Origin of the sequence: Azospirillum sp. B2RO_4, from assembly GCF_051124815.1 — a bacterium.
Taxonomy (GTDB): domain Bacteria; phylum Pseudomonadota; class Alphaproteobacteria; order Azospirillales; family Azospirillaceae; genus Azospirillum.
Window position 1 is genome coordinate 1,291,410 of record NZ_CP118485.1, and the last position, 26,799, is coordinate 1,318,208.

Annotated in this window: 23 protein-coding genes; 12 read left to right on the forward strand and 11 right to left on the reverse strand. The window is 67.9% G+C overall.

All coding sequences use genetic code 11. The annotated features are described in order from the left end of the window. Positions 1-31 precede the first annotated feature (31 nt). Together PWS46_RS06125 and PWS46_RS06130 are read left to right on the forward strand one after the other, a co-directional pair. Positions 32-973 (forward strand): hypothetical protein, encoded by a 942-nt coding sequence (locus tag PWS46_RS06125; RefSeq protein WP_434619435.1) that lies wholly within the window; start codon positions 32-34, stop codon positions 971-973. A 31-nt stretch (positions 974-1,004) separates the two neighbouring features. Beyond that, complete coding sequence (locus tag PWS46_RS06130) at positions 1,005-1,880, forward strand: lysozyme inhibitor LprI family protein (protein WP_434619438.1); 876 nt, start codon at positions 1,005-1,007, stop codon at positions 1,878-1,880. Positions 1,881-1,941: 61 nt separating this feature from the next. Here PWS46_RS06130 and PWS46_RS06135 read toward each other — a convergent pair whose 3' ends face one another. Together PWS46_RS06135 and PWS46_RS06140 are read right to left on the reverse strand one after the other, a co-directional pair. Further along, positions 1,942-2,721, reverse strand: a complete 780-nt coding sequence (locus tag PWS46_RS06135; RefSeq protein ID WP_434619441.1) for an SDR family oxidoreductase — start codon at positions 2,719-2,721, stop codon at positions 1,942-1,944. After that, positions 2,718-3,047: a nuclear transport factor 2 family protein gene (locus tag PWS46_RS06140; protein ID WP_434619444.1), complete on the reverse strand. Its 330-nt coding sequence runs from the start codon at positions 3,045-3,047 to the stop codon at positions 2,718-2,720. Before PWS46_RS06140 ends, PWS46_RS06135 begins: the two co-directional genes overlap by 4 nt. A 100-nt stretch (positions 3,048-3,147) precedes the next feature. Here PWS46_RS06140 and PWS46_RS06145 point away from each other — a divergent pair, with 100 nt between their 5' ends. Beyond that, positions 3,148-4,062: a LysR substrate-binding domain-containing protein gene (locus PWS46_RS06145; protein WP_434619447.1), complete on the forward strand. Its 915-nt coding sequence runs from the start codon at positions 3,148-3,150 to the stop codon at positions 4,060-4,062. On the opposite strand, the gene PWS46_RS06150 is transcribed toward PWS46_RS06145, so the two are convergent. Beyond that, positions 4,051-4,947 carry an aldose 1-epimerase gene (locus tag PWS46_RS06150; RefSeq protein ID WP_434619450.1) on the reverse strand — a complete coding sequence of 299 codons (897 nt, stop codon included), beginning with the start codon at positions 4,945-4,947 and terminating at the stop codon, positions 4,051-4,053. The two genes, PWS46_RS06145 and PWS46_RS06150, sit on opposite strands and share 12 nt — an antisense overlap. Before the next feature lie 284 nt (positions 4,948-5,231). On the opposite strand from PWS46_RS06150, the gene PWS46_RS06155 reads away from it, so the two are divergent. Next, positions 5,232-7,868 carry a serine/threonine-protein kinase gene (locus PWS46_RS06155; protein WP_434619453.1) on the forward strand — a complete coding sequence of 879 codons (2,637 nt, stop codon included), beginning with the start codon at positions 5,232-5,234 and terminating at the stop codon, positions 7,866-7,868. A 76-nt stretch (positions 7,869-7,944) separates the two neighbouring features. Here PWS46_RS06155 and PWS46_RS06160 read toward each other — a convergent pair whose 3' ends face one another. Next, entirely contained in the window at positions 7,945-8,514 is a 570-nt protein-coding gene (locus PWS46_RS06160; RefSeq protein WP_295834884.1) for a peptidylprolyl isomerase, read from the reverse strand. A gap of 212 nt (positions 8,515-8,726) precedes the next feature. On the opposite strand from PWS46_RS06160, the gene PWS46_RS06165 reads away from it, so the two are divergent. From PWS46_RS06165 to PWS46_RS06180, 4 genes are read left to right on the forward strand one after another with little or no spacing between them, the layout of a single operon-like run. Next, the gene (locus PWS46_RS06165; protein WP_434619457.1) at positions 8,727-10,397 is read left to right on the forward strand and encodes an intermembrane phospholipid transport protein YdbH family protein; all 1,671 of its coding nucleotides are present in this window, start codon (positions 8,727-8,729) and stop codon (positions 10,395-10,397) included. Positions 10,398-10,405: 8 nt separating this feature from the next. Continuing rightward, positions 10,406-10,654 carry a YnbE family lipoprotein gene (locus PWS46_RS06170; protein WP_434619460.1) on the forward strand — a complete coding sequence of 83 codons (249 nt, stop codon included), beginning with the start codon at positions 10,406-10,408 and terminating at the stop codon, positions 10,652-10,654. Next, positions 10,654-11,022: a YdbL family protein gene (locus PWS46_RS06175; RefSeq protein ID WP_434619463.1), complete on the forward strand. Its 369-nt coding sequence runs from the start codon at positions 10,654-10,656 to the stop codon at positions 11,020-11,022. The genes PWS46_RS06170 and PWS46_RS06175 overlap by 1 nt, the downstream gene beginning before the upstream one ends. Before the next feature lie 11 nt (positions 11,023-11,033). Next, complete coding sequence (locus PWS46_RS06180; RefSeq protein WP_434619466.1) at positions 11,034-13,058, forward strand: tetratricopeptide repeat protein; 2,025 nt, start codon at positions 11,034-11,036, stop codon at positions 13,056-13,058. Here PWS46_RS06180 and PWS46_RS06185 read toward each other — a convergent pair. The 6 genes from PWS46_RS06185 to PWS46_RS06210 all read right to left on the reverse strand — a co-directional run bounded on the left by PWS46_RS06185 (position 13,049) and on the right by PWS46_RS06210 (position 21,578). Next, complete coding sequence (locus tag PWS46_RS06185; protein ID WP_295834879.1) at positions 13,049-13,774, reverse strand: hypothetical protein; 726 nt, start codon at positions 13,772-13,774, stop codon at positions 13,049-13,051. The two genes, PWS46_RS06180 and PWS46_RS06185, sit on opposite strands and share 10 nt — an antisense overlap. A 124-nt stretch (positions 13,775-13,898) precedes the next feature. Beyond that, positions 13,899-16,256: an LPS-assembly protein LptD gene (locus PWS46_RS06190; protein WP_434619469.1), complete on the reverse strand. Its 2,358-nt coding sequence runs from the start codon at positions 16,254-16,256 to the stop codon at positions 13,899-13,901. Between the two features lie 155 nt (positions 16,257-16,411). Continuing rightward, entirely contained in the window at positions 16,412-17,833 is a 1,422-nt protein-coding gene (locus PWS46_RS06195; RefSeq protein WP_434619472.1) for a homospermidine synthase, read from the reverse strand. A gap of 144 nt (positions 17,834-17,977) precedes the next feature. Further along, on the reverse strand, positions 17,978-19,261 hold the full coding sequence (locus tag PWS46_RS06200; RefSeq protein ID WP_434619475.1) for a type III PLP-dependent enzyme: 1,284 nt from the start codon (positions 19,259-19,261) through the stop codon (positions 17,978-17,980). A 437-nt stretch (positions 19,262-19,698) separates the two neighbouring features. Next, the gene (locus tag PWS46_RS06205) at positions 19,699-20,262 is read right to left on the reverse strand and encodes a 1,2-dihydroxy-3-keto-5-methylthiopentene dioxygenase (RefSeq protein ID WP_434619478.1); all 564 of its coding nucleotides are present in this window, start codon (positions 20,260-20,262) and stop codon (positions 19,699-19,701) included. 95 nt (positions 20,263-20,357) lie between these two features. Next, the gene (locus PWS46_RS06210) at positions 20,358-21,578 is read right to left on the reverse strand and encodes an MFS transporter (RefSeq protein WP_434619481.1); all 1,221 of its coding nucleotides are present in this window, start codon (positions 21,576-21,578) and stop codon (positions 20,358-20,360) included. 218 nt (positions 21,579-21,796) lie between these two features. Between PWS46_RS06210 and serS the strand changes: the two genes are divergently transcribed. Genes serS through PWS46_RS06230 form a run of 4 tightly spaced genes read left to right on the forward strand, consistent with a single transcriptional unit; the run spans position 21,797 to position 25,783 of the window. Further along, complete coding sequence (gene serS / locus PWS46_RS06215; protein WP_434619484.1) at positions 21,797-23,068, forward strand: serine--tRNA ligase; 1,272 nt, start codon at positions 21,797-21,799, stop codon at positions 23,066-23,068. Beyond that, positions 23,068-23,850 carry a 5'/3'-nucleotidase SurE gene (gene surE, locus PWS46_RS06220; RefSeq protein WP_434619487.1) on the forward strand — a complete coding sequence of 261 codons (783 nt, stop codon included), beginning with the start codon at positions 23,068-23,070 and terminating at the stop codon, positions 23,848-23,850. The genes serS and surE overlap by 1 nt, the downstream gene beginning before the upstream one ends. Further along, positions 23,847-24,500 carry a protein-L-isoaspartate(D-aspartate) O-methyltransferase gene (locus PWS46_RS06225; RefSeq protein ID WP_434619490.1) on the forward strand — a complete coding sequence of 218 codons (654 nt, stop codon included), beginning with the start codon at positions 23,847-23,849 and terminating at the stop codon, positions 24,498-24,500. The genes surE and PWS46_RS06225 overlap by 4 nt, the downstream gene beginning before the upstream one ends. A gap of 8 nt (positions 24,501-24,508) precedes the next feature. Then, complete coding sequence (locus PWS46_RS06230) at positions 24,509-25,783, forward strand: peptidoglycan DD-metalloendopeptidase family protein (protein ID WP_434619493.1); 1,275 nt, start codon at positions 24,509-24,511, stop codon at positions 25,781-25,783. On the opposite strand, the gene PWS46_RS06235 is transcribed toward PWS46_RS06230, so the two are convergent. Next, on the reverse strand, positions 25,740-26,633 hold the full coding sequence (locus tag PWS46_RS06235; RefSeq protein WP_434619496.1) for an ATP-binding protein: 894 nt from the start codon (positions 26,631-26,633) through the stop codon (positions 25,740-25,742). The two genes, PWS46_RS06230 and PWS46_RS06235, sit on opposite strands and share 44 nt — an antisense overlap. Positions 26,634-26,799 lie beyond the last annotated feature (166 nt).

Here is a 26,799-nt window from a genome sequence, read left to right on the forward strand (position 1 = left end):
GCGTATCGCTGCGGCGGGGATTCGCATCTGGATGGTGGCGGTGGCGGCTTCTTCACTCATGGGCGGCAACCGCGGTTCGGGCGGTGCGGGCGATGCCGGCCCCGGCGGCGCCGGACGGGGGGTCGTCACAGGAAAATACTTCAATTTCAAGCCGCTGCCGCCGTCGGCCGACATCCTCGGCAATCCGCTGGTCGTCCCCAACCTGCCGACGCACAAATTGCCGAAGGAAACCTTCGGCAGCCGCGTGAAGCGGTTCTTCGCCCGCATGAATCTCGGCAGCCAGTCGGCCGACACCAAGCTGCGCTGGAAGCTGCACGACACGATCCAGGCCACCATGGCGTCGCTGTCGCCGGCCGTCACGCTGGTGGCGGAAAAGCGGGTGCCGGCGAAGAGCAAGAAGCTGTCGGTTCCGGTCGTCGTCGTGCGCCATCCCTATCACCTGCGCCATGTGTTCGAGATGTTGCCGAACATCCCCGACACTTTTGCGGTGGAGCGGCGGTTCCTCGAACTTCTGATGACCCGCGCGCTGAAGCGCTACGGCGAGCAGATGGCCCTGATCAAAGGCAGCGCCTTTTCCTTCGAGCATGAAGCGCGGGAATATTTCTTCGCCGGATTCCGCCTGGAAAAGCAGATCAAGAAGGTCAACAGTCCGGACGAACGGTTTGCGGCGCTGCAGGCGATCCACACCAACTATTTCCATGGCCGCAACTATTACTACTATGCGCTGCTGCGGCGGGAGAAGCTGGCACCGGACAACAAGCTGTTCATGCTGTTCGCCCGTGCAGTCTATTTCATGGCGCGGATCGACTGGAACGGTGAGTTGCTGGATAAGCCGAATCCGCGCATGCTGCCCAGCCGCGACGACATGCTGTTTTTCGTGGAGCGTGACAAGTCGGTCGTGACGCGCTATCGCACCGACCAGGATTTCCAGCGTCAGGTCAAGTCCGTGCTGGAGGCCTTTCCCGCTTCGTGACGTTCCGTTTCCTCATCCAAGGTTTCCTGCGATGCGCGCCCTGTCCCTGGTTGGCGGTTTCCTGGCTGCCGGCTCCCTGCTTGCAGTCCTGACCGCAGTCCCGGCGCTTTCGGCGCCGGCGGACACTCCCCAGCCGGAGGCCGAATCCTCCGAGGCGGCAGCGCCCGGCTGTGATCCGGCGGAGTCGCCGACCGCACAGTTGATGTGCCGCGATGCGAAGCTGGCGGCGGCCGGTGCGGCGATGGATGCGGCGCTGGCGGCCCTTGGCGCCACCACCGACGACAGCGGCCGTGCGGCGATCGAGGACAGCCAGACCGTCTGGCGGGCGCGGCGGGACGAGTCCTGCCCGGTGACCGCGGCCGATCTGGCCGACGCGAAGTCGGCGAAAGCCCGCGCGGATTGCCTGCTGCGCGTCGTCCGCAAGCGCACGGCGGCGCTGGAGGCGGAGCGGCAGGCCCGGTCCCGGCCGGTCGGCGATCTGCCGCTGTCGGTTACTGGCGCCGCGGCCCGCCGCTTCGCCGCACCACAGACGCCGGTGCCGCCGATCAGCCGCAAGGTCTCGCTGTCGACGCTGGCCGGCCGCTGGGCCAAGGCCGATCCGGGCGATCGCACCGCCATCGACGATTGCCGAAGCTCCTATCTCGACATCGGAACGGACCGCAGCCTCCACGCCGTGGAGCCGCGGCTGCAGTTGTTCCCGCTGGATGGCACACTGGCGGCCGACGGCGACCCGGTGCAGGGAGTGGCGCTTCTGCCGACCGCACCGACGGAGGGGGCACAGGCCGGGGGGACGGCACCGCTGGCGACCCTGCGGCTTCTGCCGGCCGATTCGCCGCGTTTCGACCGGCTGATCCTGCGGATGGAACCGCCGGCCAGCTTCGCGGCGGAATTCGTCCGCTGCCGCTGATAGGGGACCTGCCGAGAGAGGACCGGCAAGACTCGGAACCGCCTGTATCGTCGTTCGCGCGTCACACGGTCGGTACGGTGCCGCCGTCGATGACGTATTCGGTGCCGGTTATGGTTCTGGCACGGTCGGAGGCGAGGAACGCTATCAGGCTGGCGACGTCTTCCGGCTTCGACGGCCCGCCGATGGGAATACCGCCGAGCGAGTCCATGATGATCCGCTTGCCGCCTTCATAGTCGGTACCGGCTTCTTTCGCGAGCCGCTCGGCCAAACGTACGGCCGCCTCGGTCTCGATCCAGCCGGGCGAAACGCGCACCACGCGCACGCCCCTGGGTGAGACCTCCTTCGACAGGCTCTTGCTATAGGTCGAGAGCGCTGCCTTCGCAGCGGCATAGGCTGTCGTCGACTGCGGCAAGGGCAACTCGCGCTGTATCGAGGTTACGTGAATGACCACGCCATGGCCCTGCGCCACCATCGCCGGCACAAGCTCGCGGTCGAGCCGGATGGCGGGCATCAGGTTCAGGTCGAGTTCGTTGCTCCAGACTTCGTCGTTCAGCGCAGCAAAGCCGCCTGCAGGGGCGGAGGATCCGCCCAGCATGTGAACGATGACGTCGATCCCACCCAAGCGGTCGCGTACGGCCGCGGCAAGCCTGGCGCACCCCTCCGCGGTCGTCAGGTCTGCGGAGACGAACATATGCCCGGCAACCCCCTCCGGGCGCGAGCGTGCCGCCGTCAGCACACGGGCGCCAAGTTCGCGAAACAGCGCGACGGTGGCCGCACCCGCGCCGCGCGTGCCCGACGTAACGAGCGCTCGCTTTCCATCCAGATTGATGAAGGGGCTCATGGGGTGATCTCCAGGCCGGCAATACGGCCGCCCTCGACCCGGAACGCAAAGACCAACCGGGCTGGACTGCCGGGGAATTGTCCGGCCACAGTCATGAGAACTCTGGTGATCTGGCCGTCTTCCGTCGATTCGAGCGGTTCGATCACATGGTGGTACTTGGCCTTTGCAGTCTGCCACCACGTCCCGATCGCTTCACGGCCAACGTGGGTTTGACCTTCATCCCTGACGGCGGCAGCGGGCGCGAAGGCATCGATCACCGCCTCGCTGTCGTTCCTGCCGTCTGCATCGATGTAGGTCAAGACCGGTGAAGGGAGAGTCATCGCCATTCCTTCCGTTAGATGTTTATTCGCCCTTCCCAAATTAGGTTTGGACATATGTTTCGATAATCGGGATAAAACTGGATGAGGTATTTCGATTGGCGGGACAATGCGCGAGGCTGAACTGAACGATCTGGATGCGGTCATCGCCATTGCGCGTCGGGGCACCTTTCGCGCGGCGGCGCTCGATCTGGGTATGTCGACGACCGCCCTCAGCAACGCCATCGGAAAGCTCGAAGCGGGCCTCGGCGTCCGCCTGTTCAACCGGACGACGCGGAGTGTCTCGCTGACTGATGCCGGGCGGGTTTTCGTCGAGCAGGTTGGTCCGGCATTGCAGGATATCCACGGTGCTCTGGAAGCAGTGCGGTCGCAGCAGATCACTCCGTCAGGCACGCTTCGCATCAATGCCTTCGCAACAGCGGCGCGCGAACTCCTCTCGCCGCTGGTGCTCGAATTCCTGCGCCGTCATCGTCAGGTTCATGTCGACCTCGTCACCGAAGGGCGACTGGTTGATATCGTTGCCGAGGGGTTCGACCTTGGTGTCCGTGCCGCCGACCTCGTACCAAGTGACATGATCGCGGTTCCGCTGGGCCGGCCGCAGCGCTATGCGGTTGTCGGGGCGCCGGCCTACTTCGCGACGCACGCGCAGCCGCGCCTGCCGCCCGATCTGCTCGATCACCCCTGCATTCGCGTCCGCCTGCCCAACGGAGCCCTGTTCCGGTGGCAGTTCGAGAAGGACGGGCAGTCGGCACAGATTGACGTAAACGGACAGATCACTCTGGACGAGGCCAGTCTTGCGCGAATCGCCGTCCTCGAAGGCGCAGGCCTCGGCTTCTTCATGGAACCGGACGTGCGGGCCGACATAGAGGCGGGGCGTCTCGTTCGCGTGCTCGATGACTGGACGCCACCGCGTTCCGAACTCTGCCTTTACTATCCCGGACGGCGAAACCCATCGGCCGCGTTCAAAGCCTTCATCAACCTCGCTCGGGAACTCGGTTCGAAGGGCGGCACTCTAGGGTCGTGATACCAGGAAGCGGACGGTCAGCGACAGCCGCTCCCCCGGTGGCAGGGCGATGACGCCGGCGCCGGGCTCCTGCGGACGGTTCAGCGCATCCGTCATGTGGGTGACCGGCTCCAGGCACAGATAGGGTTCGCCGGGCGGGGCGTAGACGATCAGATGTTCGGCCGGCCCGTCGGCCAGCATGGTCAAGCGCAGCCCCTCGCGCGGGCGGTCCAGCGTCGCGGAGCCGTTCCACCCGGTGAAGCCGTTGTCCAACGCCACATGGTCCATGGTCACGCCATGGCGGAAGTCCCAAGCGGCGGGCACCGGGCGATTCCGGAAGGGCAGGATGGTGTCGTCATTCTCCCAGACGGTTTGGACGCCGGCGGTCACGCGGCTGCCCGGCGACCTGACCAGATAGGGGTGCAGACCCAAGCCGGCCGGCATGTCGCTGTCCGAGTCGTTGACGAGGTCGAGCGTGATGGACAGTCCTTCCCCGTCCAACGCCACCGTCTGCGCCGCGCGATAGCTCCAGGGCCAGTCGTCGGCCTGGTGGGCGAAGCCCATGCGCAGGGCGTCGCCGGTGACGGCCTCCACGCTCCAGGGGGATGACCAGCCATGGCCATGGATCCGGTGGGGCGATCCGGGATCGGTGGCGAGCAAGACCTCCCGGCCCTGGAAGACGAACCGGCCGCCGCCGATGCGGTTGGAAAAGGGGACCAGCGGGAAACAGGCCATGTCGGGGGCGAAATTACCGGCCAGCGCGCGGTCGGACGCTTGCCGGAACAGATCGACCGGGCCATCGGGGGTGGACAGGCTCCAGCTCGCCAGCGATCCGCCGCATTGCGGGGCCGCGGTGAGCGTCATCGGCCCGTGCCGCAACGCGATGATGGTGCCCGTCCGGATCATGCGTTTCTCCCATCGTCGGCGTTCCAAGTTTTATCGCACATGCGAAGGACGAAGGAAACGGTCGCTGCCGGCAAGGCACCGGCTGTCCCGACGCTGACACAGTTCATCTGTTTTTGTCGAAAAATGTGGGTATCGTACACTCGTCATTTACCCTCGTTGCGCGACGATGCCCGCTCGGCGCCGCTCCCCGGCGGTTGCGGAATGCCGGTTGTATCGACAACGCGGAAGTGGCGCCGGTGTTGCAGCCCGGCTGTGCAATCCGTCACGTCCAGGAAAGGCCCGGAGTGTCCACTCCCCAACTCAGCCGCGCGATGCCGACTCCGTTGTCGGCCATGGCCACGCTCGACGAGGTGGAGCCGTGCGACTCGTTGCCGGACTACCATGCGCTGCCGGCGCGGCTGGTGATCGGCGTGGTGCTGCGGTCATATCTGGACCCGCTGTTCCTGACCCCGACGGAACTGATCCACCTCGCCAAGCCGCTGAAGGCCTGTCTGGAACAGGGGACGCTGATCGAAGCGGCGCTGAGCAAGGTCGCGGCGGCCCAGGCCCGTGCGCCGGGACAGGAGCAGCAGACGCGCAAGCGTGCGATCCGTACTGCGGTGGACGAAAGCTGGGCCAAGGCGCGCGCCGCCCAGGCCGCCTTCGCCGCCATGCCGCGTGGCCGCAAGCCGGTGGACTGGCTGCTCTCCCAGGGGGCCAAGACCCCCACCGGCGATGCGGAGTATGACCAGCGTGTCGCCATCGCCCTCGAACTGTTGGAGATCAAGAGTTGGAGCGGCAAGCTGGATCGCCTGCTCGAACTGCTCCAGTGGGATCGGGACGAACGGCTGGCCGCGGCGGTCGACGGGGTGATCGGCGATGTGCTGGCATCCGCCGCCGCCGGGGCGGACCTGTTCGGAACCAACCTGCTGCCCGGAACGCTGCTGTCCACCCTCTGCGACATGCTGTTCGGCCGCATTGGAATGGAAGCCTTTGGTCCGAACCGCATCGGCGTGCTGAACGCCCTGTTCCGCCAGGGCAAGCTGCCCCATGCGAAGGCCGCGGTGCTGGACCGCATCCGCCGTCAGTTGAAGGCACCCCAGCCGCTGGGCCGTGGCGCCTTCGACCAGGAGGCGGAGATGCTGAAGACGCTGGTCGGGCATCTGTTGACCCGCGACGGGCTGGTCGGCGGCGCGGCGATGGCCGATGCGCTGACCGTCCGCTATTCGCGCCGGCTGGAGCAGGGTGGGGCCAGCGCGTATCGCCGCTCCATCATCGGGATGGGCGAAGGGCAGTCGGACCTGATCTGCCGCATCCATTACCTGACGCGGATCGCCGCCGTGCCGGCCGCCGAGCGCCATGCCGATGAGATCCTCGCGTCCCTCGATGCCGCGGTCTGCAACGAGCTGCTGATCGAGAACATGCTGGTGCAGACGCCGGATACGGCCCTGCTGGAACGCGCATTCACCCGCGCGCTGGCTGCCATCCGCTCCGCACCGCTGCCGGCCGATGCCTGCGAGCGGATCGCCGCACGCGCCGAACGCGCGGTCGACGATTTCGTGAAGACCGGGCAGCTTGCCGTTCGCCTGAAGCAGGTGGAACCGGTCCTGCGCCGCCGCACCGTCCGGCTGGCGGAGGTCGCCTGTTCCGGCCTGATTCGGGAGGACGGCGCCCTGCCGCTGATGCGCCAGCACATCCTTGAAATCGTCCGGCAGCCGCAGTTCCAGGCGGAACTCGCCCAGCCAGAAAGCGAGGTCGCCCAGGCGGAGGTGCGAAGGCTGTTGGAACTGCTGGATCGGCTGCGCCAGATGGCGACCGCGCCGGCCCCGCCTCCCGCTCTGCCTCCCGCTCCGCCGGCCACCGTGGAAGCGCCGCCTCCACCGTCCAGGGCGGTTCGCAGCGCCGAGACCATTCTTCACCCGGCCAGCCAGCAACGGGGTACGGCCGGCGCCGCTCCTGCGATGACCGACGACATGGCGGGGCTATGCCCAAGCTGCTATTCGGCGAAAGGGCGGTCGGAGACCTGCGGCGCCTGCGGCTTTCCGACCAAATCGGACAACCGGCCGGGCGTGCATCTGGTGCCGGGAACGCTGCTGCATGGCCGCTACCGCGCCGGGCGCGTGCTGGGGCAGGGTGGGTTCGGCGCCACCTATCTGGGATGGGACGATCGGCTGCAGGTGAAGGTGGCGATCAAGGAATACTATCCATCCAACCTGATCTCCCGCGTCCCCAACGCCGCCGCCGTTTCTCCCTTCTCCGACGAGCATGCGGAGACCTTCGCCGCCGGTCTCTCCAAGTTCCTGGAGGAGGCGCGGACGCTCGCCCGCCTGCGCGACGTGCGCGAGATCGTCGGCATCCAGGATTTCTTCGAAGAGAACGCCACCGCCTATCTGGTCATGGAGCTGCTGGAAGGCCGCACCATGAAGAAATATCTGGCCGATTGCGGCGGCCGGATCGACGTGAAGCGGACGTTGTCGGTGGTGATGCCGATCGCCAAGGCGCTGCAGGCCATCCACGAGCAGGGACTGATCCACCGCGACATCAGCCCCGACAACATCTTCCTGACCAACGGCGGCGACCGCAAGCTGCTGGATTTCGGCGCCGCAAGGCAGACCGCCCGTCCGGGTGCCGGCCTGACCGTGATCCTCAAGCCCGGCTACGCCCCGCCGGAGCAATATTCCAACGAAGGGCGGCAGGGTCCGTGGTCGGACGTCTATGCGCTCTGCGCCACGATCTATCTGGCGCTGACCGGCCGTACCCCACCGGACGCAACCGCCCGTTTCATGAACGACAAGGTGCCGAAGCCGTCCGAACTGGGCGTGGCGCTGGCCCCTGGATTCGAGAAGGTGCTGCTGTCCGGGCTGGCGATGCGCTGGCAGGACCGGCCGCAGTCGATGAAGGACTTGCTGCGCGCCATGACCAACGCGCTGGCCGGCGGGTGACGGAGAGAAACCGGCACCAAGAAAAAGGGGACCGGCGCACCGGTCCCCTTTTCGCATAACGGCTGCAGAGGCGACGTTACTTCACGTCGGCCGCGACCTGCATCTTGATGATCTTGTCCGGGTCGGTGACCTGCCCGTTGCGGGACTGGCTGCCCTTCTTGATCATGTCGACGAATTCCATGCCCTCGACCACGCGGCCCCAGACGGTGTACTGGCGGTCCAGGAACTGGGCCGGGGCGAAGCAGATGAAGAACTGGCTGTCGGCGCTGTCCGGATCATTGGCGCGGGCCATCGACAGGGTGCCGCGGATGTGCGGAGCACTGGAGAACTCGGCCTTCAGCTTCTTGCCGGAGCCGCCCATGCCGGTGCCGGTCGGGTCGCCGGTCTGGGCCATGAAGCCGTCGATGACGCGGTGGAAGACGACGCCGTCATAGAAGCCCTGGCGGGTCAGCTCCTTGATGCGGGCGACGTGGTTCGGCGCCAGGTCGGGCCGCAGTTCGATCACCACGCGACCGTCCTTCAGGTCGAGGTAAATGGTGTTTTCCGGATCCAAGGCCTTCGCCTCCCCTTGAGAAACTGTAAAGAACGAGACAGTGAAGATTGTGGCGAACAGGGCCGCCAGCAACGCGCGGGTCCACCTCTTCATGTGAAACACTCCGATGAGCCGAAATCCGCGTCCCGGACCATAGGGGAAAAGCGCGGGAATGCAAAGCCGCGCTGGCGGGGATGGCGATCCGCCGAAAGTCTCCGCCAAAAGTCACGGATGACTGCCACTCGTCCGGGTGTTCATCCGAACATGGACATGGCATGGGACATGGCATGCCGGTCATGACGGAATTTTCGGGAAGGGACAGGAGCTTGAGGCTGGGACGGGCGATAGCGGGCACGGTGGCGGTCACGGTGACGCTGGCCGTGGTCGGGCTGGGCGGTGCGATCCTGGCCGGTCCGGCGCTGATCGGCGGCACGGCGACGCAGACCTTGCACGATGCCGGCTTCACCGGGGCGGCGGTGACCGTCACCAACCTGCGCATCGCCGACGGCTGGCGCGGCCTGCGGCTGGAGTTCGCCGTCGACAGCGGCCCGCTGGAGGCGGCAGCCCCGGCGCTCGACCTGCCGATGTCGGGACGCGTGACGCTGGCCGGCGCGCTGGTGATCGGGATGAACGGTGGCGCGGTAACCGTCGCCCCCGCCGGCTGCCTGCCGGCCAAGGTGGAACGGCTCACGGTCGCCGGGCAGCCGCTCGGCCTGCCGCAGGGGGCGACGCTGTGTCCGGTGGGGGATACTCCGCTCCTGCGCTGGTTGCCCGATGCCATGGCGGTCACGGCGGAGCTGCAGACGCCGCGTCTCGATGCGCCAGCCAGCGGACAGCGCGCCGACAAGGTCGTACTGCGGCTGGCGCTGGACGGAGACGGCCGGCGCGCTGATGCTCGGATTGGGCAACTTACCAATACCGCCAAGCCGGCACCCGTCGTGCCGCTGGCCGTCACGGTGCAGGCGGTGCAGGCAGGGCAGGGGCCATGGGCGATCGACGGCACCGCCAAGGGCGCGAACGGCCTTCTCACCGTCACACTCGACGGCAGCTATGACCAGACCGCGGGCGCCGGCAAACTGCAGGCGGTGGCGAAGCCGTTCCGCCTTGCCGCCGATGGCCCCGGTCTCGCCGCCGTCTCGCCGCTCGCCGCGACCTTCCTGGAAAAGGCGTCGGGCACCCTGTCGGGCAAAGCGACGGTCGCTTTGACGCCGAAAGGCATGACCACGGCCGGACAGGCGGTGGTGAAGGGGCTCGCCGGTGCCGCCGGCCAGGTGACCGTCGCCGGGGTCAGCGGCACCATCGCCTTGTCCAGCCTGTCGCCGCCGGTGATCCCGGACGGGCAGAAGCTGTCCATCGGCTTGCTGGACGTCGGCATTCCGCTGACCGACGGCACGCTGCTGTTCGGCTATGGCCGCGACGGGCGGCTGGATGTGGACCGGGCGGAGTGGATCTGGGCCGGCGGCCTTCTGCGGGCCGATCCGTTCGAGCTTTCGCCCGAGAAGCCCAAGGGGCGGGTGACCCTGCATGCCGACCGGATCGACGCCGCCAGGCTGCTGGACCTGATCGCTGTCGATGGGCTGGCGGCCAGTGGCAAGCTGGCCGGCACCCTGCCGGTGGTGTTCGCCGGCGATAAGGTGACAATCGACGGCGGCGTGCTCGAATCGGCTGGTCCCGGCACCCTGCGCTACGACCCGGACAAGCCGCCGCCGGCCTTGAAGGGGGAGGAGGGCAGCCCGACCGCCATGCTGATGGGGGCGCTGACCGACTTCCATTACGACACCCTGCGGATCACCATCGACGGGCAGGCCGGCGGCGAACTCAGTGCCGGCTTCTCGCTGCGCGGATCGAACCCGTCATTCTACGATGGCTATCCGGTTGCGCTTAACCTTAAGCTGTCCGGCGCGCTCGACCGGATTCTGCGCCAGAACCTCGACGTCTACCGGATCCCCGACACGCTGCGGGACCGGATGACCGGCTTCGACCAGAAGGACCCCTGACCGCCATTATGCTGACGAAATTCCCACCTTCCGGCTTTGCGGCTGCTCTGCTGCTTTCGGCCGCCGCTGCCGCCTGCGCCCCGACGGTGAAGATCGAAGCGCCCGACAAGCCCATCGAGATCAACCTGAACGTTCGGATCGAGCAGGAGGTGCGGGTCAAGCTGGAACGCGATGTCGACGACGCCATCCGCAACGATCCCGCCCTGTTCGGCCTGCCCACCGACTCCACGACCTCTTCCACGAAGGGGAAGAAGTGATGATGACCGATCCCATCAGCCGCCGCCGTTTCAACCGGCTCGCCCTGTCCGCGCTGGCCGCCGGACTGCTGGTTTCCGCCATGCCGCAGCTGGCCCTGGCGCAGGATGCGCTGGCCGCCGCCAAGTCCGCCGGCCAACTGGGCGAGCGTCCCGACGGGCTTGTCGGCGTCATACCCGGCGCTCCGGCCTCCGCACAGGCGCTGGCACAGCAGGTCAACGCCCAGCGCCTCGCCCGCTATCAGGAGATCGCCAAGGGCAACGGCACGGCGCTGGACAAGGTCCAGGCGGTGGCCGGCCAGCAGCTGATCGAACGCACTCCGGCCGGCCAGTATGTGATGACCGCCGCGGGCCAGTGGCAGCGCAAGTGACCTCCGCGCCCATGTCCGGCCACCCCGCCGTCGCCGATTTGCGCCGCCGTCTGGCCGGCAAGCCCGGCGACGGCGCGCTGCTGTCGGCCCTGTTCTCGGCGCTCGACACGCTGGGTCAGGCCGGCACGCCGGAGGAGGCGGTCGCCCGCTCCAACCTCGGCGAGGCGCTGCGGCGCCAGGGCCGTCTTGCGGAAGCGGAATCGCATCACCGCATGGCGCTCGCCTGGCTGCCCGATTTCGGCGGCAACCATTACAATTGGGGCGTGACCCTGCAGGCGCTCGGCCGCCCGGCCGAAGCGGCGGCGGCCTATGGGGAGGCCGCCCGGCTGATGCCGCAGTTCGCGCCCGCCCCCTGCAACCAGGGCGTCCTGCTGCGCGAACTCGGACGGCTGGACGAGGCGGAACCAGTTCTGCGCCGGGCGCTTGCGCTCGATCCGACCCTGGTGCCGGCCCGGCTGGCCCTGGCCGCCCTCCACCGCGACCGCGGGGACCTGGACGGCGCCGCCGCCGGCTTCCGTGCCTGCCTTTGCCTGCGACCCGATCTGGCGGAGGGGCAGGCGAACCTCGCCCTGACGCTGAAGGAGCGCGGACAGCGCGGTGGCCCGGTGGAAGACGGCGTGGTGAGCATCGTCGGCTTCGAGCGCGCGCTGCACATCGGCCTGCCCGATGCCGGCGGGGTTCTGGCCCAACTGGTGCAGCAGCGTCGCCATCTCTGCCGCTGGGATGGGCTGAACGCTCTGTCCGGCAGGCTGGTCGAGCTTGTGCGGGAGGGGCGGACGCAGCAGGTCCATCCCTGGATCTTTCTCGGCGAAGGGGCGGGGCCGGCGATGGAGCGCGCCTGCGCCGAACGATATGCCGCCTGGAAGACGCGCGGCATCCGCCCCGCTTTTCCGAACCGCAGGAACCGCGGACCGAAGCTACGCATCGGCTATCTCTCCGCCGACTTCCACGAACATGCGACCGCGGTTCTGATCGCCGAACTGATCGAGCGGCACGACCGCAACCGCTTCGAGATCGTCGGCTGCTCCTATGGTCCAGACGACGGAGGCCCGCTGCGCCGGCGGCTGGTCGCCGGGTTCGACCGCTTCATCGACCTGTCCGCCGCGACGGACGAGGCCGCGGCCAGCCTGATTCACGAGGTCGGCATCGACATCCTGGTCGATCTCAAGGGCCACACCCAGAACGCCCGCCCCGGCATCGCCGCCCATCGGCCGGCGCCGATACAGGCGCAGTGGCTGGGCTATCCGGGCACGCTGGGCAGCCCGGCAATCGACTATGTCATCGCCGATCCGGTGGTGGCCCCGGCCGATCACCAGCGCTTCTACAGCGAGCGTATCGTCCATCTGCCCGACAGCTACCAGCCGAACGACCGCAAGCGCGCCATCGGCCCTGTGCCGACCCGCGCCGAGTGCGGGCTTCCCGACGACGAGATGGTCTTCTGCGCCTTCAACGCATCCTACAAGATCGGCCCCGAGCTGTTCGGCCGCTGGTGCCAGATTCTGGAGCGCGTGCCGGGATCGGTGCTGTGGCTGCTGGAGGGGCCGGCTGAGGCCGCGGTCAACCTGCGGCGCGCGGCGGCGGAGCGGGGAGTGGCGCCGGAACGGCTGGTCTTCGCCCCGCGCCTGCCCGGCCCGGCGCATCTGGCGCGCCACCGGCTGGCCGACCTGTTCCTGGACTCGAGCCCGGTCGGGGCCCACACCACGGCGAGCGACGCCCTTTGGGCCGGGCTGCCGGTGCTGACGGTCCTTGGCCGCTCCTTCGCCGGACGGGTGGCCGCCAGCCTGTTGCACGCCGTCGGATTGCCGGAGCTGGCCGTGGCGGACTGGGATGCGTACGAAGCGACGGCGCGGCGCCTGGCCACGCAGCCCGCAGAACTGGCGGCATTGAAGCTATGGCTGGAGCAGGCGCAGGCCACCGCCCCGCTGTTCGACACCGACCGCTTCGCCCGCTCCATCGAGGCGGCCTATGCCACGATGTGGGAGATCCACGCGGCCGGCGAGCCGCCGCGCGGGTTCGCCGTTCCGCCTCAGGGATAGGCGCAGCGGTCGCCGGTGACCTCGACGAAGGAGCGCTGGGCGGCGGCGATGGTGAAGCGGTATTCGCTGTTGTCGACAACCAGCGACTGGTGCAGCGGCAGCACGCCGCTGACGGTGGTTCCCTTGCCGCCGATTCCGGTGATGCGGATGGTCACCGGCTGGCCCGGATCGAACCAGCTTTCGGCATTGCCCTGCGCATTGTGGGCCGACTGCCCCTCGCCGGTGACGGTCACGGTGCCGTTGCCGAAAGTCACGCCGCGCGTGCCACCCTTCAGCAGAGGGGTGGTCAGCGTGAAGCGCTTGGTGTCGGTCGGCTGGCAGTTGCGCGGAATCTGCGCCTGCGAGATGACGAAGGCAAGGCGGTTGGCGTCCAGGCCGCCTTTCAGCCGTTCGGAAACCAGCTGCGTCAGCTTGGCGAGATCGCCGGTGGGCACCTCCCGCTGCAGGCGGCCTTCCAGCTCGCCCACCCGCGCCTCCGCGGTGCGGGCGGCGTGCTGCATCTGGCTGGCCAGCAGTTCAAGCTCGGCCTTCTGGCGCGACAGGGTGGCGATTTCCTCCCGCAGGGTGACGTCGCGGCCCTTCAACTGCTCGATCCCCATCTGGTAGGAAAACAACCCGACGCCGAGCACCAGTGCCGCCAGCAGCACGAACTTGATCACGCCGGCCCGCATGCGTTTGCGATAGCGTCTTTCGTAGTCGTAACGTCCCAGGGTCATGATTCCGGTCGCGGCGGGCTGTCTCGTCGGGCGTTAATGGCTAACGGCAACGGCCAAGGGATGCAACCCCCTGGCCGTTGTTTCCTGACGACTTTTCCGGCCGACTTTCCCCGTCCACCGGCCCTTACTGGTTGGCCGAACTGCCGCCCAGGAAGCTGGCGTTGATGCCGGGGCTCTTGAACTCGCCGACATTCTTGAAGACCAGACGGAAGAAGATGGTGTTGCCGTCCTTCTCGCCGGTCGTGCTGACGGTGTAATCGCGGCGCGCGATGGTCTGGAAGACCAGACATTCGTCGGAATAGGACAGAACGGCAAGGCTGGACCGCGGACCCGGCTGCGGCTCCATCGCCTGGGTGTGGCTGACGCCCAGGCTCCAGTAATCGGTGAACTGCGACGACGCTCCGAAGGACGCCTGCTCCACCCGGTTGCGGGTCACGGCGTTGCGCGCGGTGGTCTGGTCGACATAGGTGTAGGAGGTCGACAGCCGCAGCAGCGGCACGCCGGCCGTCGCGTTCAGCGAATGGCGGCGCGGACGGAAGGTCTCGTGGTCGATGCGGAAGCCGTAATTCACATCCAGCCAGTCGGCCGGCTGCAGGTCCAGGCGGCCGACATAGTCGGACACCTGGTCTTTCAGCCCGGAATCGCCGGTGAAGCCGGCACTGCTGTCGCTCAGGCGGATGCTCTGGCCCAGGAACAGGCTGGCCGACCCCTGGGTGTTGCCGTAGATCGCCGTGCGCAGGCCGTAGGTGAAGCGCATGCCGTCGTCCAGCCGGTCGATGCCGGTGAAACGGTTGGGCTGCAGCAGGTTCACGTCGTCGAATTCGACGTCCAGGCTGTCTTCGTTCGGGAAGACGCGGTTGTTCGGCAGCTTCGGCGCGAAGGTCAGCTGGCCGATCGGCTCCACCAGCTGGGACGAGCTTTCGCCGTAGCGGACGAAGGGATAGCGGACGGTGGCCTGTCCCTGCGGGAAGAAGCGGAAGCGGCTGATGTTGTCCGCCCCGCGGCTGGTCGGGTCGGCCGTGTTGAACTGCTGCGCGGTATAGCCGGCGACCAGCACGCTGCCCGACAGGGTGGTGACGAAGCCGGCGTTCGAGACGATGTTGCGTTCCCACCCCGGCTGCGCCACGAAGCGCTGCGTGTCCGGGCCGGCATTCTTGAAGCGGGACACCGCCAGCAGGCTGGTATCGAACGACCAGCGGCCGCCCAGCAGGCTGCCCGGCTCGCCCAGCGCATTGTACTGCGCATAGGGCAGGGCGACCGGTTCGGGGATGGTGTTCCCGTACCGCATGTCCTGGAAGCTGTAGCCGGTGATCGCGGCATAGTTCCGGCCGCGGAAGCCCTCCACATAGGCCTTGCTGGTCAGGTAGTCTTCGCGGAAATCATAATAGCGGCGCAGGAAGGTCGGGTCGCTGGCCCGCTTGACGTCGAAGCCGGCCCGCCACGTCTCATCGATGTCGAACAGGCCGCGCGCCGCGACATAGCCGCGGGTGCGCGTTTCCTTCGGCACGATGGTGGTGTTGGCGACGTCGCCGCGGGTGATGGCGCCCTCCAGCTCAAGGCGCCCGCTCTCGAACCGCTTGCGGTACTGGCCGCCGAGCAGCGGCCCCTGCTGCGAGTAGTAATGCAGGTCGAAGGTAGCGTCCTGGTCCGGCGCGATATCCCAGTAGTAATGGGTCTTGAGGATCGCGCCGAGATTGGAATTGTTGCCGAAGGACGGCGTCAGGAAGCCGCTCTTGCGGTCCACCGACGGATCGGGGTGCGACAGATAGGGCGTGTAGGCGACCGGGATCCCGAAGATCTCCATCGTCGCGTCCTTGTAGCGGACCTCGTGCTCCTCGTTGTCGTGAACGATGCGCACGGCGCGGATCTGCCACAGGGGCGGACGGGTCGGGTCTTCCTTGCACAGGTCGCAGGGGCTGTAGACGCCGCGGTTGACGCGCGTCAGGCGGCCCTCGCGCCGCTCGCCCTCATTGCCGGCCATGCGGCCGTTGTCGGTCATCAGGACGCGGATGTTCTCGATGAACACGTCCTTCAGGTCGTCGGTCAGCTCGGCATAATCGGCGAAAACGATGTCGCCCGACGGCTCCACCAGCCGGATGTTCCCGGTGGCGGTGACGACCTTGGTCTTCTGGTTGTAGGTGATCTTGTCGGCGCGCACGCTGCGCTTGCCCTGCGCCAGCTCGACATTGCCGCTGGCGGTGACGACGCTGTTCGTCTCGTCGAAGGTGACCTGATCGGCGGTCAGCAGCACCGGTTCCTGCTTGGCCTCGGTACCGCTCGCGCTTCCCTGCGCGGCCGCGGCATCCGGCTTGGTTCCCGGAGCCTGGGTCGCGGGCGATTGGGCGTTCGCCGAATCCGGAATGGCCAGATCCACGACGGCAACCCCGCAAGTCGCCATGAGCCCGACGATGCCGGAGCGCATGATGAGGGTGGCGGCGGTCGGAGCTTTGGCGCGGGCGCGCCGGGAGACGTGCTTGGGCATGGCTGAACGATTGGGGGAAGCGCAAGCCCAAGTCAACGGTTTCAAGGCCTTTCGGCGGGCAATGTCACCCTGTCGCCCCGCGCCCTGTGGCAGCACTGCCGCAGCCGGCACCGCCGCAGGGGCGGCGGGGGCTGCGGCACTTCATCCGATTTCTCTCAAACAACCCGGAAGTTCTTGAACTGCCAAGGGTCATCCTCGTCGATGTCCTCGGGGAACAGGACATTGCGGTCCTGCAGCGGCGTCCAATCGCCATAGGCGCCGACCACCTCGCCGAGATAGGGATCGGCGATGTCCAGCACCCGGCGGAAGTCGACCTCGTCCGGTTCGACCACGCCCCGATTCGGGTTCTCCAGCGCCCAGACGATGCCGCCCAGCACGGTTGAGGTCACCTGCAGCGAGGTGGCGTTGTTATAGGGCGCCAGCGACCGCGCGGTGTCGATGTCCAGGCGCGAGCCGTACCAGTAGGCGCCCTTGGGATGGCCCATCAGCAGCACGCCCAGCTCGTCCATGCCGCCGGTGATCTCGTGCATCATCAGCCGCTGTTCGGCCTGGATGTTGAAGTTCTTGCCGGCCAGTTCGTGCAGCGACATCACCGCATCGTCGCAGGGGTGATAGGCATAGTGGCAGGTCGGGCGGTAGACGACGGTGTCGCCCTCGCGCACGGTGAAATAGTCGGAGATCGAGATGGATTCGCTGTGGGTGATGAGGAAGCCGTGGAACGGCCCCTCCAGCGGGGTCCAGGTGCGCACACGGGTGGCCGCGCCCGGCCGCATCAGATAGATGGCGGAATCGCAGCCGAACTCGTGACGCCGGCCGTCCGGCGGCAGCGCCTTCTCGTGCGTGCCCCAGCCGAGTTCGGCCGGCTGGCAGCCTTCGCTGACGAAGCCGTCGATCGACCAGGTGTTGACGAACTCGCCGATCTGCTTGGGCTGGTTCGACACCTGGGTGTCGCGCTCCGCCACATGAATGGTCTTGATGCCCAGCTTCTGCGCCAGCCGTCCCCAGCCGTCGCGGTCGGTGGGGACACCGGTCTCGACCCCGGTGTCGGCGGCGATGTTCAGCAGCGCCTGCTTGACGAAATGCGACACCAGACCCGGATTCGCCCCGTGGGTGATCAACGCGGTCGGGCCGCCCTCGTAACGGCTGCGCAGCGCCAGCGCCGATTCGCGCAGCGCATAGTTCGAGCGCAGCGACGGCGACAGGCTGGAATCGGTGTAGCCGCCCGCCCACGGTTCGGTGCAGGTGTCGGTGTAGAAGGCGCCGACCCGCTGGCAGAATTCGATCAGCGCGATCGACGACACGTCGACCGACAGGTTGACCAGGAAATCGCCCTTGTCGATAAGCGGCTTCAGAACCTGGAAGAAATTGTCGTTGTCGAGCGGGTTGTTGTGGAACGCGACGCCGTAAAGCTCCGCCTCCTCCCGTCCGCGCTCCTCGGCGGTGACGATGGTGATTCGGTCGGCCGTAAGTCCGTCGATGTGACGGAGAAGCAGCGGCAAGACACCCTGGCCGATCGAACCGAATCCAACGATGACCATGCGGCCTGTGAACGTGCAGAGCTTCGTGTCCAGGGCCATGATTTTTTGTCTCCCCGAGGTAGTTTAGGCCAACGACATGCGCCGGCGCACCCGCCCACTTCGGAGAAGAGGAAACGGGACGCGCCGGGCCACTGAATGTTACGGATGTCTTTACGCTTTATCCACGGAAAACCGGTCTCGATTTCAGGCCGCGCAGGAGCGCAGCTGGTAGCCGGGGGTGGCGAGCAGCGGCGCGTCCGACACCTCGACGACCCGAGCCTGATCGAAGCCGTTGAAGGCGGTGCGCAGGCAGGAGCCATAGGCGCCGAGTTGGCCCAGTTCGATCCAGTCACCGGCCTTCACGTCGGCCGGCAGGTGGAAGGGGCCGGCCATCTTGTCGGCGCTGTCGCAGGTCGGGCCGTAGAAGCTGAAGGCTTCGCTCTCGGCGTCGGTCATCGCCTCGAACGGGCGGATCAGCCGCGCCGGAAAGCGGAAGCCGGGCACGCCGGCATCCGACAGGGCGCCATAGACGCCGTCGTTGATGAACAGCTCGCTCCCACGCCGCTTGACCACCTGCACCACCAGCGAAACGCCGGGGGCAACCAGCGCGCGGCCGGGCTCGCACCACAGGCGGCAGTGCGCCGGCAGGTCGATGGCGGCGATGCCGCGGGCGATGGCGGCCATGAAATCGCCGAGCGGCGGCGGGGTGACGCCCGGATAGGACACCGGGAAGCCGCCGCCGACATCCAGCACGTCGATGGCGACGCCGCTCTCCGCGATGACGCGGCCGGCCAGCGCGATGGCGCGCTCATAGGCCGACGGGTCGAGCATCTGCGAGCCGACATGGAAGGACAGACCGACCTTGGGCGCCACGGCGCGCGCGGCGCGAAGCAGTTCCACCGCGTCGGCCATGGCGGCGCCGAACTTGCCCGACAGGTCGTAGACGGCGTTGCCCTTCGGCAGGGCGAGGCGGACCACGAGGCCGAGGTCGGCGGCACCGTCGGTCTCCGCCAGAATCTTGTCCAGTTCCTCCCGGCTGTCGAGCACGAAGTCGCGGACGCCATACTGGTGGTAGGCGTTGCGGATCGCCTGACGGCCCTTGACCGGGTGCATGTAATGCAGGACGGCGTCCGGGAACATCTGGCGGATCAGGCGGATCTCACCGGGCGAGGCGACGTCGAAATGGCGCACGCCGCCGGCCCACAGGGCGCGCAGAACCGCCGGCTCCGGGTTGCACTTCACGGCATACAGCACGTCGCCGCCACGGCCGACGGTGTCGGTCGCCCCGTTGAAGGCCGTCAGGAAGCTGCCGGCGGTGTCGGCCAGCACGCCGGGGCGGATGCAGTGCATCGGCTCTTCCGGGCGGTGCAGGGCGACAGCCTGGATAACGGTCGAGCGGCGGCCGCTGGACAGCGAAACGACGCTGCTGTCGTTCAGGCCGACGCGACGCAGCGGGGTGACGGCGGAACGGGAACGCAGGAAACCCATGGCGCACTCCTATCCCCGGACGGCGGCGTGCTGGCCGGCCCGGTGAGCAGACGGCGATCCCCGGCCGCGCCTTGAGCCGGCCAGCACAGGGCTGGGGCGCGGGTGGCGCAGCGGAATCGGCGATTGATCGGATTTTGGAAAGGGGGAGACGGAAATAGCCGGTGCGAGCAGCGGCCCCGGGCTGTGAAGCTCCAGGCAACAGCGCGTCGTTTACCGGCTAAAGGGCTACCGTCTCACAGCCCCACCGTGGGCAGCGTACATACTGACCTCCCTCTCGGGACCGGCCCACTGGAATGGCCGGTTCTGCCAAAAAGGACGCGGTACGTCGTAGCATAACCACAGAGGGCCATAGGCACGTGCGGGTGCGTCGTGCCGATTGATTTACGCTTTTCCGTCCGTGATTCAAGTGAATTTTTTGAGGCGGGAATGGGGCGGATTCAGGCCGCCTCCACAGCCTCCGCTTCGAAAAGCGGGAAGCGTGCGGCGATGGTGTCGCCGGTCGGGGTGGCCACCCAGCCGTCGGGGCGGCTGAAGAAGCGGATGGTGGTGAAGCGCGGCCGCGGCCCCATGTCGAACCAGTGCGGCGTACCGGCGGGAATGCTCAGCAGGTCCCCCGCCTCACACAGCACGCGGAAGACGCGGCGGTCGAGATGGATGTAGAAGGCGCCCGCACCCTCCACGAAGAACCGCGCCTCGTCCTCGTCGTGGGTGTGTTCGTACAGGAACTTCGCGCGCAGCGCCTCGACACCGTCGGTTTTGGGAGTGACGCGAACCACGTCCACGGTGCAGAAACGGCGGGCCGCCTTCAGCCGGTCGATGGGCGCGGCATAGGCCCGGTGCACGGCGTCGCCGTCGGCGGAGGCGGGCAGGGGGGTGTCGGCGGTCCAGCGTTCGTACAGGATGCCGATATGGGCCAGATGACCCGCCATCAGCGCCGGATCGGCGGTGCGGAGTTCCGGGCGGCGGGCATCGTTCTCCAGATAGACGGTCAGCTCACTCACCCTGCGCACTCCTGCCCAGCGAACCCGTCCAGCCTGATATGCGCCCGGGCGCAACGCAATATGGCGAAGGACAAGCGCGACCGTTCGCCGCGCCGTCAGCGGCTGCGCTGCAGTCCGGCCGTCACGCCCACCGCGATCAGGATCAGCAGCCCGACGAAGGCGGCGACCCCGGTCCAGCCGAAGCCGTGCCAGAACAGCCCGCCCAGTGTCCCGGCGACCGTGGATCCCAGATAATAGCAGAACAGATAGATGGAGGACGCCTGCCCGCGCGCCACCGCCGCCCGCCGGCCGATCCAGGCCGACACGATGGAATGGGCGCCGAAGAAGGCGAAGGTGAACAGCGCGATGCCGGGGGCGATGGCGAACAGGCTGTCGATTTCCATCAGCGCCAGCCCGCCCACCATCAGGGCCACCGCCGCCGCCAGCGTGCGGTGCGATCCGAAGCGCCCCGACCAGCCGCCGAACAGCGGCGAGCTGACGACGCCGAAGCTGTAGACCAGGAAAATCGCGCCGACGATGGCCGGTCGCAGCTCGAAGGGCGGCTCGCTCAGGCGGAAGCCGATATAGTTGAAGACGGTGACGAAGCCGCCCATCAGCAGGAATCCGAGCGAGAACAGCCCGAGCAGCGCCCGGTCGGTCAACAGCCCGCGCCACGCCCGCACCAGCGCCGGCAGCCCGGCAGCACGGCGGACGAAATGGCGCGACGGCGGCAGGGCGAGCCAGACGGTGACGGCCGCCGCGACCGCCAGCGCCCCGACAACCCCGACCGCCAGCCTCCAGGTGCCGAGATCGGTAACCACGGCGGTCAGCACCCGGCCGGACATGCCGCCGATGGCGGTGCCGCCGATATAGAGCCCCATGGCGACGCCGGCCGATTTCGGATCGACTTCTTCGGAGACGTAGGCCATGGCGACCGCCGGCAGGCCGCTCAGGGCCAGCCCCTCCAGCGCCCGCACCGCCAGGAAGCCATGCCAGTCGGGCATCAGCGCGCCGATGATCCCGAGGATGCCGGCGCCGAGCAAGGCCGCCACCATCACCGGCTTGCGCCCGATCCCGTCGGAGATGGCGCCCGCCACCAGCAAAGCCACCGCCAGCACGCCGGTGGTCAGCGACAGCGACAGGCTGGATTCGGCCGGTGTCACCCCGAATTCCTGCACGAACTCCGGCAGCAGCGGCTGCACGCAGTAGAGCGTGGCGAAGGTGGAGAATCCGGCGACGAACAGGATGCGGCTGGCACGGCGATAGGCGGGGGTGCCAGCCTGCAGATAGGCGACCTCTGCATCGGTCTCAGCACCGGTCTCGATCTCGTCGCGCACGCGCTCGGCTCCGTTTTTCTGGCTTTGGCGCCGTCCATTGCGGCGCACAACAGACATTGCCCTGTCGCGACCCCCGGTTCCAACAACCGCCGGGGCGCAGCCGCCATGCCGTTTGCGCAGATCCCTTTGGATCATGGGGATGAACGGGCTTGCACTGGACCTTGGCGGGGTCGCGCCGTATAACCAATCCCCCACCCAATTCGTTGATTGTTCGAGCCATGCACGACCTTCGCGCCATCCGTGAGAATCCCGAAGCCTTCGACCGCGGCCTTGGCCGCCGGGGACTGGCGCCGATGTCGTCCTCCGTGCTCGACCTCGACGGCCGCCGCCGCGCCGCGCAGACCCAGATGCAGGAGATGCAGGCCCGCCGGAACGAAGCGGCCAAGGAGATCGGCCTCGCCAAGCGCGAGGGCCGCGACGCCCAGCCGATCCTGGACGAGATGGCGACCCTGAAGGAGCGCCTGCCCCAGGTCGAGGAAGAGGAACGCGCGCTCGGCGCCGAACTCGACGCCATCCTGGCCGGCCTGCCCAACATCCCGGCCGACGACGTGCCGGACGGGCCGGACGAGACCGCAAACGTCGAGGTCCGCCGCTGGGGCACCCCGCCCGACATCGCCAACGCCAAGCAGCATTACGAGCTGGGCGAGGCGCTGGGCCTGATGGATTTCGAGGCCGCGGCCCGCATGTCCGGCGCCCGCTTCACCGTGCTGAAGGGCGGTCTGGCCCGGCTGGAACGTGCGCTCGCCGACTTCATGCTGGACATCCACACGTCGGAGCACGGCTTCACCGAGATTGCGCCGCCGCTGATGGTGCGCGACAACGCCCTGTTCGGCACCGGCCAGCTGCCGAAGTTCGAGGAGGACCTGTTCAAGACCACCTCGACCGACCATTACCTGATCCCGACCAGCGAGGTGCCGCTGACCAATCTGGTCAACGACCAGATCGTGGCGTCGGAGGATCTGCCGCTGCGCTACACCGCGCTGACCCCCTGCTTCCGCGCGGAGGCCGGGTCGGCGGGGCGCGACACCCGCGGCATGATCCGCCAGCACCAGTTCTGGAAGGTGGAGATGGTCGCCATCACCACGCCGGAACAGTCGGAGGACGAGCACCAGCGCATGACCCGCTGTGCCGAGACGATCCTGGAGCGGCTGGGCCTGCCCTACCGCACCATCGTCCTGTGCACCGGCGACATGGGCTTCTCCTCGCGCAAGACCTATGACGTCGAGGTCTGGCTGCCCGGCCAGAACGCCTACCGCGAGATCTCCAGCATCTCCAATTGCGGAGATTTCCAGGCGCGGCGGATGAAAGCCCGTTGCAGGCCGAAGGGCGAGAAGCAAACTCAATTCGTGCACACCCTCAATGGATCGGGTGTGGCGGTCGGGCGCTGCCTGATCGCGGTGCTGGAGAACTACCAGCAGCCCGACGGTTCGATCCTGGTTCCCGAAGCGCTCCGCCCGTACATGCGTGGAGTGGAGAGGATTTCCATCTGATGTTCGACCTGCCGCTCGACCTGTCCCGTACACGCATCCTCGTCACCAACGACGACGGCATCCATGCGCAGGGATTGAAGGTCCTGGAAGCCATCGCGCGCGAGCTGTCCGACGACGTCTGGGTCGTCGCGCCGGAGATGGAGCAGTCGGCGGCCAGCCATTCGCTGACCATCAACCGGCCGCTGCGCCTGCGCAAGCTGGACGAACGCCGCTTCACCGTCGACGGCACGCCGACCGACTGCGTGCTGCTGGCGGTCAACCATGTGATGAGGGACGCCCGTCCGACGCTGGTTCTGTCCGGCGTCAACCAGGGCTCCAACATCGGCGAGGACGTGACCTATTCCGGCACCATCGCCGCGGCGATGGAGGCGACGCTGCTGAACGTCCCGGCCATCGCCATGAGCCAGCATTACGAGACGGGCCAGCCCATCGACTGGTCGGCCGCGGCGGCCCACGGCGCCGACGTGGTGCGCAAGGCGGTGACGGTGGCCTGGCCGAAGAACGTGCTGCTGAACGTGAACTTCCCGGCCTGCCCGGCGGCGGAGGTGACGGGCATCCAGGTGGTGCGCCACGGCAAGCGCAAGATCGGCGACGAGCTGTTCGAGCGTGTGGACCCGCGCGGCAAGCCCTATATCTGGATCGGCACCCTGCGCGGCGAGGCCGACGTGGCGGACGACACCGACATCCATGTCGTGTTCAACGGCGGCATCTCGGTGACGCCGGTCTATCTCGACCTCACCCACACGCCGACGCTGCAGACGTTGAGGCAGGCTTTCGTGTGACATACAACCCGCGCAAGATCCGCTTGCTGATGGCCCTTCGCGGGGCCGGCGTCACCGACACGAAGGTGTTGGCGGCCATTGAGCGGATCCCGCGCGAGCTGTTCGTCCCCGAAGCCTTCCAGGACCGGGCGTGGGAGGACACGGCGCTGCCGATCGACCTCGGCCAGACCATCAGCCAGCCGCTGGTGGTCGGGCTGATGACCCAGGCGCTGGAGATTCAGCCGCGGCATCTTGTCCTGGAGGTCGGCACCGGCTCCGGCTATCAGGCGGCGGTGTTGTCGCGGCTCTGCCGCCGGGTCTTCACCATCGAGCGGCTGAAGCCGCTTCTGATCGAGGCGGAGGCGCGGTTCAAGGCGCTCGACATCGGCAACATCACCACGCGGCTCGGCGACGGGACGCGTGGTTGGCCGGAGCAGGCGCCCTTCGCCCGTATACTGGTCACAGCCGCCGGCGGGCCGGAGCCGCCAAAAGACTTGACGGATCAACTCGCCGTTGGTGGTGTCTTGGTCATTCCGTTGGGGACCGATCACCGCGACCAGAGGGTCGTGCGTTTCCGGCGCTCCGAAGCTGGCCTTATCCGGGAGGACCTGTGGCCCGTCCGTTTCGTTCCGCTGCTGTCCGACCCGCCGCAACCGGTCCGTTCCGCATGAAATCCGCCATGCCCAAGCACCTGCTGTCCGCACTGGTCCTGTCCACCGCCGTCCTGGCGCTCGGCGCCTGCGAACGCGTGGGTGGGCTGGCTCCGTTCACCACCGTCTCGGATGTGCCGGATTCGGCCGGCGGCGCCATCACGGTGCAGAAGGGCGACAGCGCCTACAGCCTGTCGCGCCGCTACAATGTGCCGCTGCGCGACCTGATCGAGGTTAACAAGCTGGCGGCGCCCTACCGGCTGGAGGTCGGCCAGCGGCTGATCCTGCCGACCTCGCGCCAGTACATCGTGCAGAAGGGCGACAGCCTCTACAGCATCTCCCGCATGTACAATGTCGACGTCAGCGAGCTGACGCGGCTGAACAACCTGACCCCGCCCTATGGCGTGAAGGTCGGCCAGCCCCTGCGCCTGCCGGGCGCCAACGACGGCAGCGGAACCATGATGGCTTCCGGCGGGGTGGCGAGCGGCGGTGCCATCGCCCTGACGCCGCAGGGGAATGCGCCGGGTGGCTCCACCGCCGGGCATGGCTCGATCCAGTCGACCGAACTGCCGCCGCCGGGTGCATCCTCGTCGTCCGGCGGCATCTCCGCGACGCCGCTGCCGCCGCCGAAGGCATCCGTCGCTCCTGAACCGCCTGCGAGCCAGCCGCCGGCACCGGCTGCGCAGGGGGACGTGACCTATCAGACGGGGCAGGCGCCGACCATGCTGCGCCCGCCCGGCAGCAAGCCCGCGCCGACGCCGATCCCGGCCCCGGCGGCGACCACGCCGCCCCCGGCCGCTCCACAGCAGGAGGTGGCCACCGCCGCGCCGCCGCCCAAGCCGGAACCAAAGGCGGAAGTCGGTGCGCCGCCGCCGCGCGGCAGCGCCCGCTTCCTGTGGCCGGTGAAGGGCAAGCTGATCTCCGGTTTCGGGCCGAAGCCCGACGGACTGCACAATGACGGGCTGAACATCGCGGCGCCGAAGGGCACCGCGGTGGTCGCCGCCGACAACGGCGTGGTCGCCTATGCCGGCAACGAGCTGCGCGGATTCGGCAACCTGCTGCTGCTGAAGCATTCCGACGGCTGGATCACCGCTTATGCCCATCTCGACAAGATCGAGGTGGAGCGCGGCGCCACGGTGAAGCGGGGTCAGGTGATCGCCCGGGTCGGCCAGACCGGCGGCGTGTCCTCGCCCCAGCTGCATTTCGAGCTGCGCAAGGGCAGCCAGGCCGTCGACCCGAGCGACCAGATGGACCGCAAGGTCAGCGAAGGGGCTGCCCGAGGCGACCGGCCAGGTCCTGGATGAACTGCCAGGCCACCCGGCCCGACCGGCTCCCGCGCGTGACCGACCATTCCACGGCCTCGGCGCGCAGCCGGTCCGCCGGGATGTCCAGGCCGAAGTGGCGGACATAGCCCTCGATCATGGCGAAGTAGGTGTCCTGATCGCAGTTGTGGAAGCCCAGCCACAGCCCGAAACGGTCGGACAGCGATACCTTCTCCTCCACCGCCTCCGCCGGGTTGATGGCGGTCGACCGCTCGTTCTCGATCATGTCGCGCGGCATCAGGTGGCGCCGGTTGGAGGTGGCGTAGAACACCACATTGTCCGGCCGCCCCTCGATGCCGCCGTCCAGCACCGCCTTCAGCGACTTGTAATGGGCGTCGTCATGGTCGAAGGACAGGTCGTCGCAGAACAGGATGAAGCGGCGCGCCTCTCCCTTCAGCCGGGTCAGAAGCCGGGGCAGGGTAGGGATGTCCTCGCGGTGGATTTCCACCAGCGCCAGCTCTCGCGGCCGCTCCCCGCAGATGGCGGCGTGGGCCGCCTTGACCAGCGAGCTTTTGCCGGTGCCGCGCGCACCCCACAGCAGGGCGTTGTTGGCCGGCAGACCGGCGGCGAAGCGGCGGGTGTTGTCCAGCAGGATCTCCCGCTGCCGCTCGATGCCCTGCAGAAGCATGATGTCGACGCGGTTGACCACCGGCACCGGTTCGAGCCGGTCGGGATCGGGATGCCAGACGAAGGCGTCCGCCGCGCCGAAGTCGAGCGGCCGGTCGGGCGGCGGGGCCAGACGCTCCAGCGCCTCGGCGATGCGGGTCAGCAGCGGAATCAGCGGCTGGTCCGCAGCAGGGCCGTTGCCAGAGTTGGTGATGGATTGCGACATAATTTTCCGGACATTTTTTCTGGATGTTCCATGGAAAGTGGGCGCCCGCGCAGCCATCTTTCCGACGCCTTCGCACGGTAACACAGCAGGGCAAGCACACAAGCTGTGGCCGCCCTGCGGATTGTGGCGCATCACCATTGCATCCCGATCATGGGCGGCTATAGTC

Excerpts from the sequence above, each read along its gene's own strand:
- PWS46_RS06125 (WP_434619435.1), top strand. The coding sequence starts at position 32 with ATGGTGGCGGTGGCGGCTTCTTCACTCATGGGCGGCAACCGCGGTTCG.
- PWS46_RS06130 (WP_434619438.1), top strand. The coding sequence starts at position 1,005 with ATGCGCGCCCTGTCCCTGGTTGGCGGTTTCCTGGCTGCCGGCTCCCTG.
- PWS46_RS06135 (WP_434619441.1), bottom strand. The coding sequence starts at position 2,721 with ATGAGCCCCTTCATCAATCTGGATGGAAAGCGAGCGCTCGTTACGTCG.
- PWS46_RS06140 (WP_434619444.1), bottom strand. The coding sequence starts at position 3,047 with ATGGCGATGACTCTCCCTTCACCGGTCTTGACCTACATCGATGCAGAC.
- PWS46_RS06145 (WP_434619447.1), top strand. The coding sequence starts at position 3,148 with ATGCGCGAGGCTGAACTGAACGATCTGGATGCGGTCATCGCCATTGCG.
- PWS46_RS06150 (WP_434619450.1), bottom strand. The coding sequence starts at position 4,947 with ATGATCCGGACGGGCACCATCATCGCGTTGCGGCACGGGCCGATGACG.
- PWS46_RS06160 (WP_295834884.1), bottom strand. The coding sequence starts at position 8,514 with ATGAAGAGGTGGACCCGCGCGTTGCTGGCGGCCCTGTTCGCCACAATC.
- PWS46_RS06170 (WP_434619460.1), top strand. The coding sequence starts at position 10,406 with ATGCTGACGAAATTCCCACCTTCCGGCTTTGCGGCTGCTCTGCTGCTT.
- PWS46_RS06175 (WP_434619463.1), top strand. The coding sequence starts at position 10,654 with ATGATGACCGATCCCATCAGCCGCCGCCGTTTCAACCGGCTCGCCCTG.
- PWS46_RS06180 (WP_434619466.1), top strand. The coding sequence starts at position 11,034 with ATGTCCGGCCACCCCGCCGTCGCCGATTTGCGCCGCCGTCTGGCCGGC.
- PWS46_RS06185 (WP_295834879.1), bottom strand. The coding sequence starts at position 13,774 with ATGACCCTGGGACGTTACGACTACGAAAGACGCTATCGCAAACGCATG.
- PWS46_RS06190 (WP_434619469.1), bottom strand. The coding sequence starts at position 16,256 with ATGCCCAAGCACGTCTCCCGGCGCGCCCGCGCCAAAGCTCCGACCGCC.
- PWS46_RS06195 (WP_434619472.1), bottom strand. The coding sequence starts at position 17,833 with ATGGCCCTGGACACGAAGCTCTGCACGTTCACAGGCCGCATGGTCATC.
- PWS46_RS06200 (WP_434619475.1), bottom strand. The coding sequence starts at position 19,261 with ATGGGTTTCCTGCGTTCCCGTTCCGCCGTCACCCCGCTGCGTCGCGTC.
- serS (WP_434619484.1), top strand. The coding sequence starts at position 21,797 with ATGCACGACCTTCGCGCCATCCGTGAGAATCCCGAAGCCTTCGACCGC.
- surE (WP_434619487.1), top strand. The coding sequence starts at position 23,068 with ATGTTCGACCTGCCGCTCGACCTGTCCCGTACACGCATCCTCGTCACC.
- PWS46_RS06230 (WP_434619493.1), top strand. The coding sequence starts at position 24,509 with ATGCCCAAGCACCTGCTGTCCGCACTGGTCCTGTCCACCGCCGTCCTG.
- PWS46_RS06235 (WP_434619496.1), bottom strand. The coding sequence starts at position 26,633 with ATGTCGCAATCCATCACCAACTCTGGCAACGGCCCTGCTGCGGACCAG.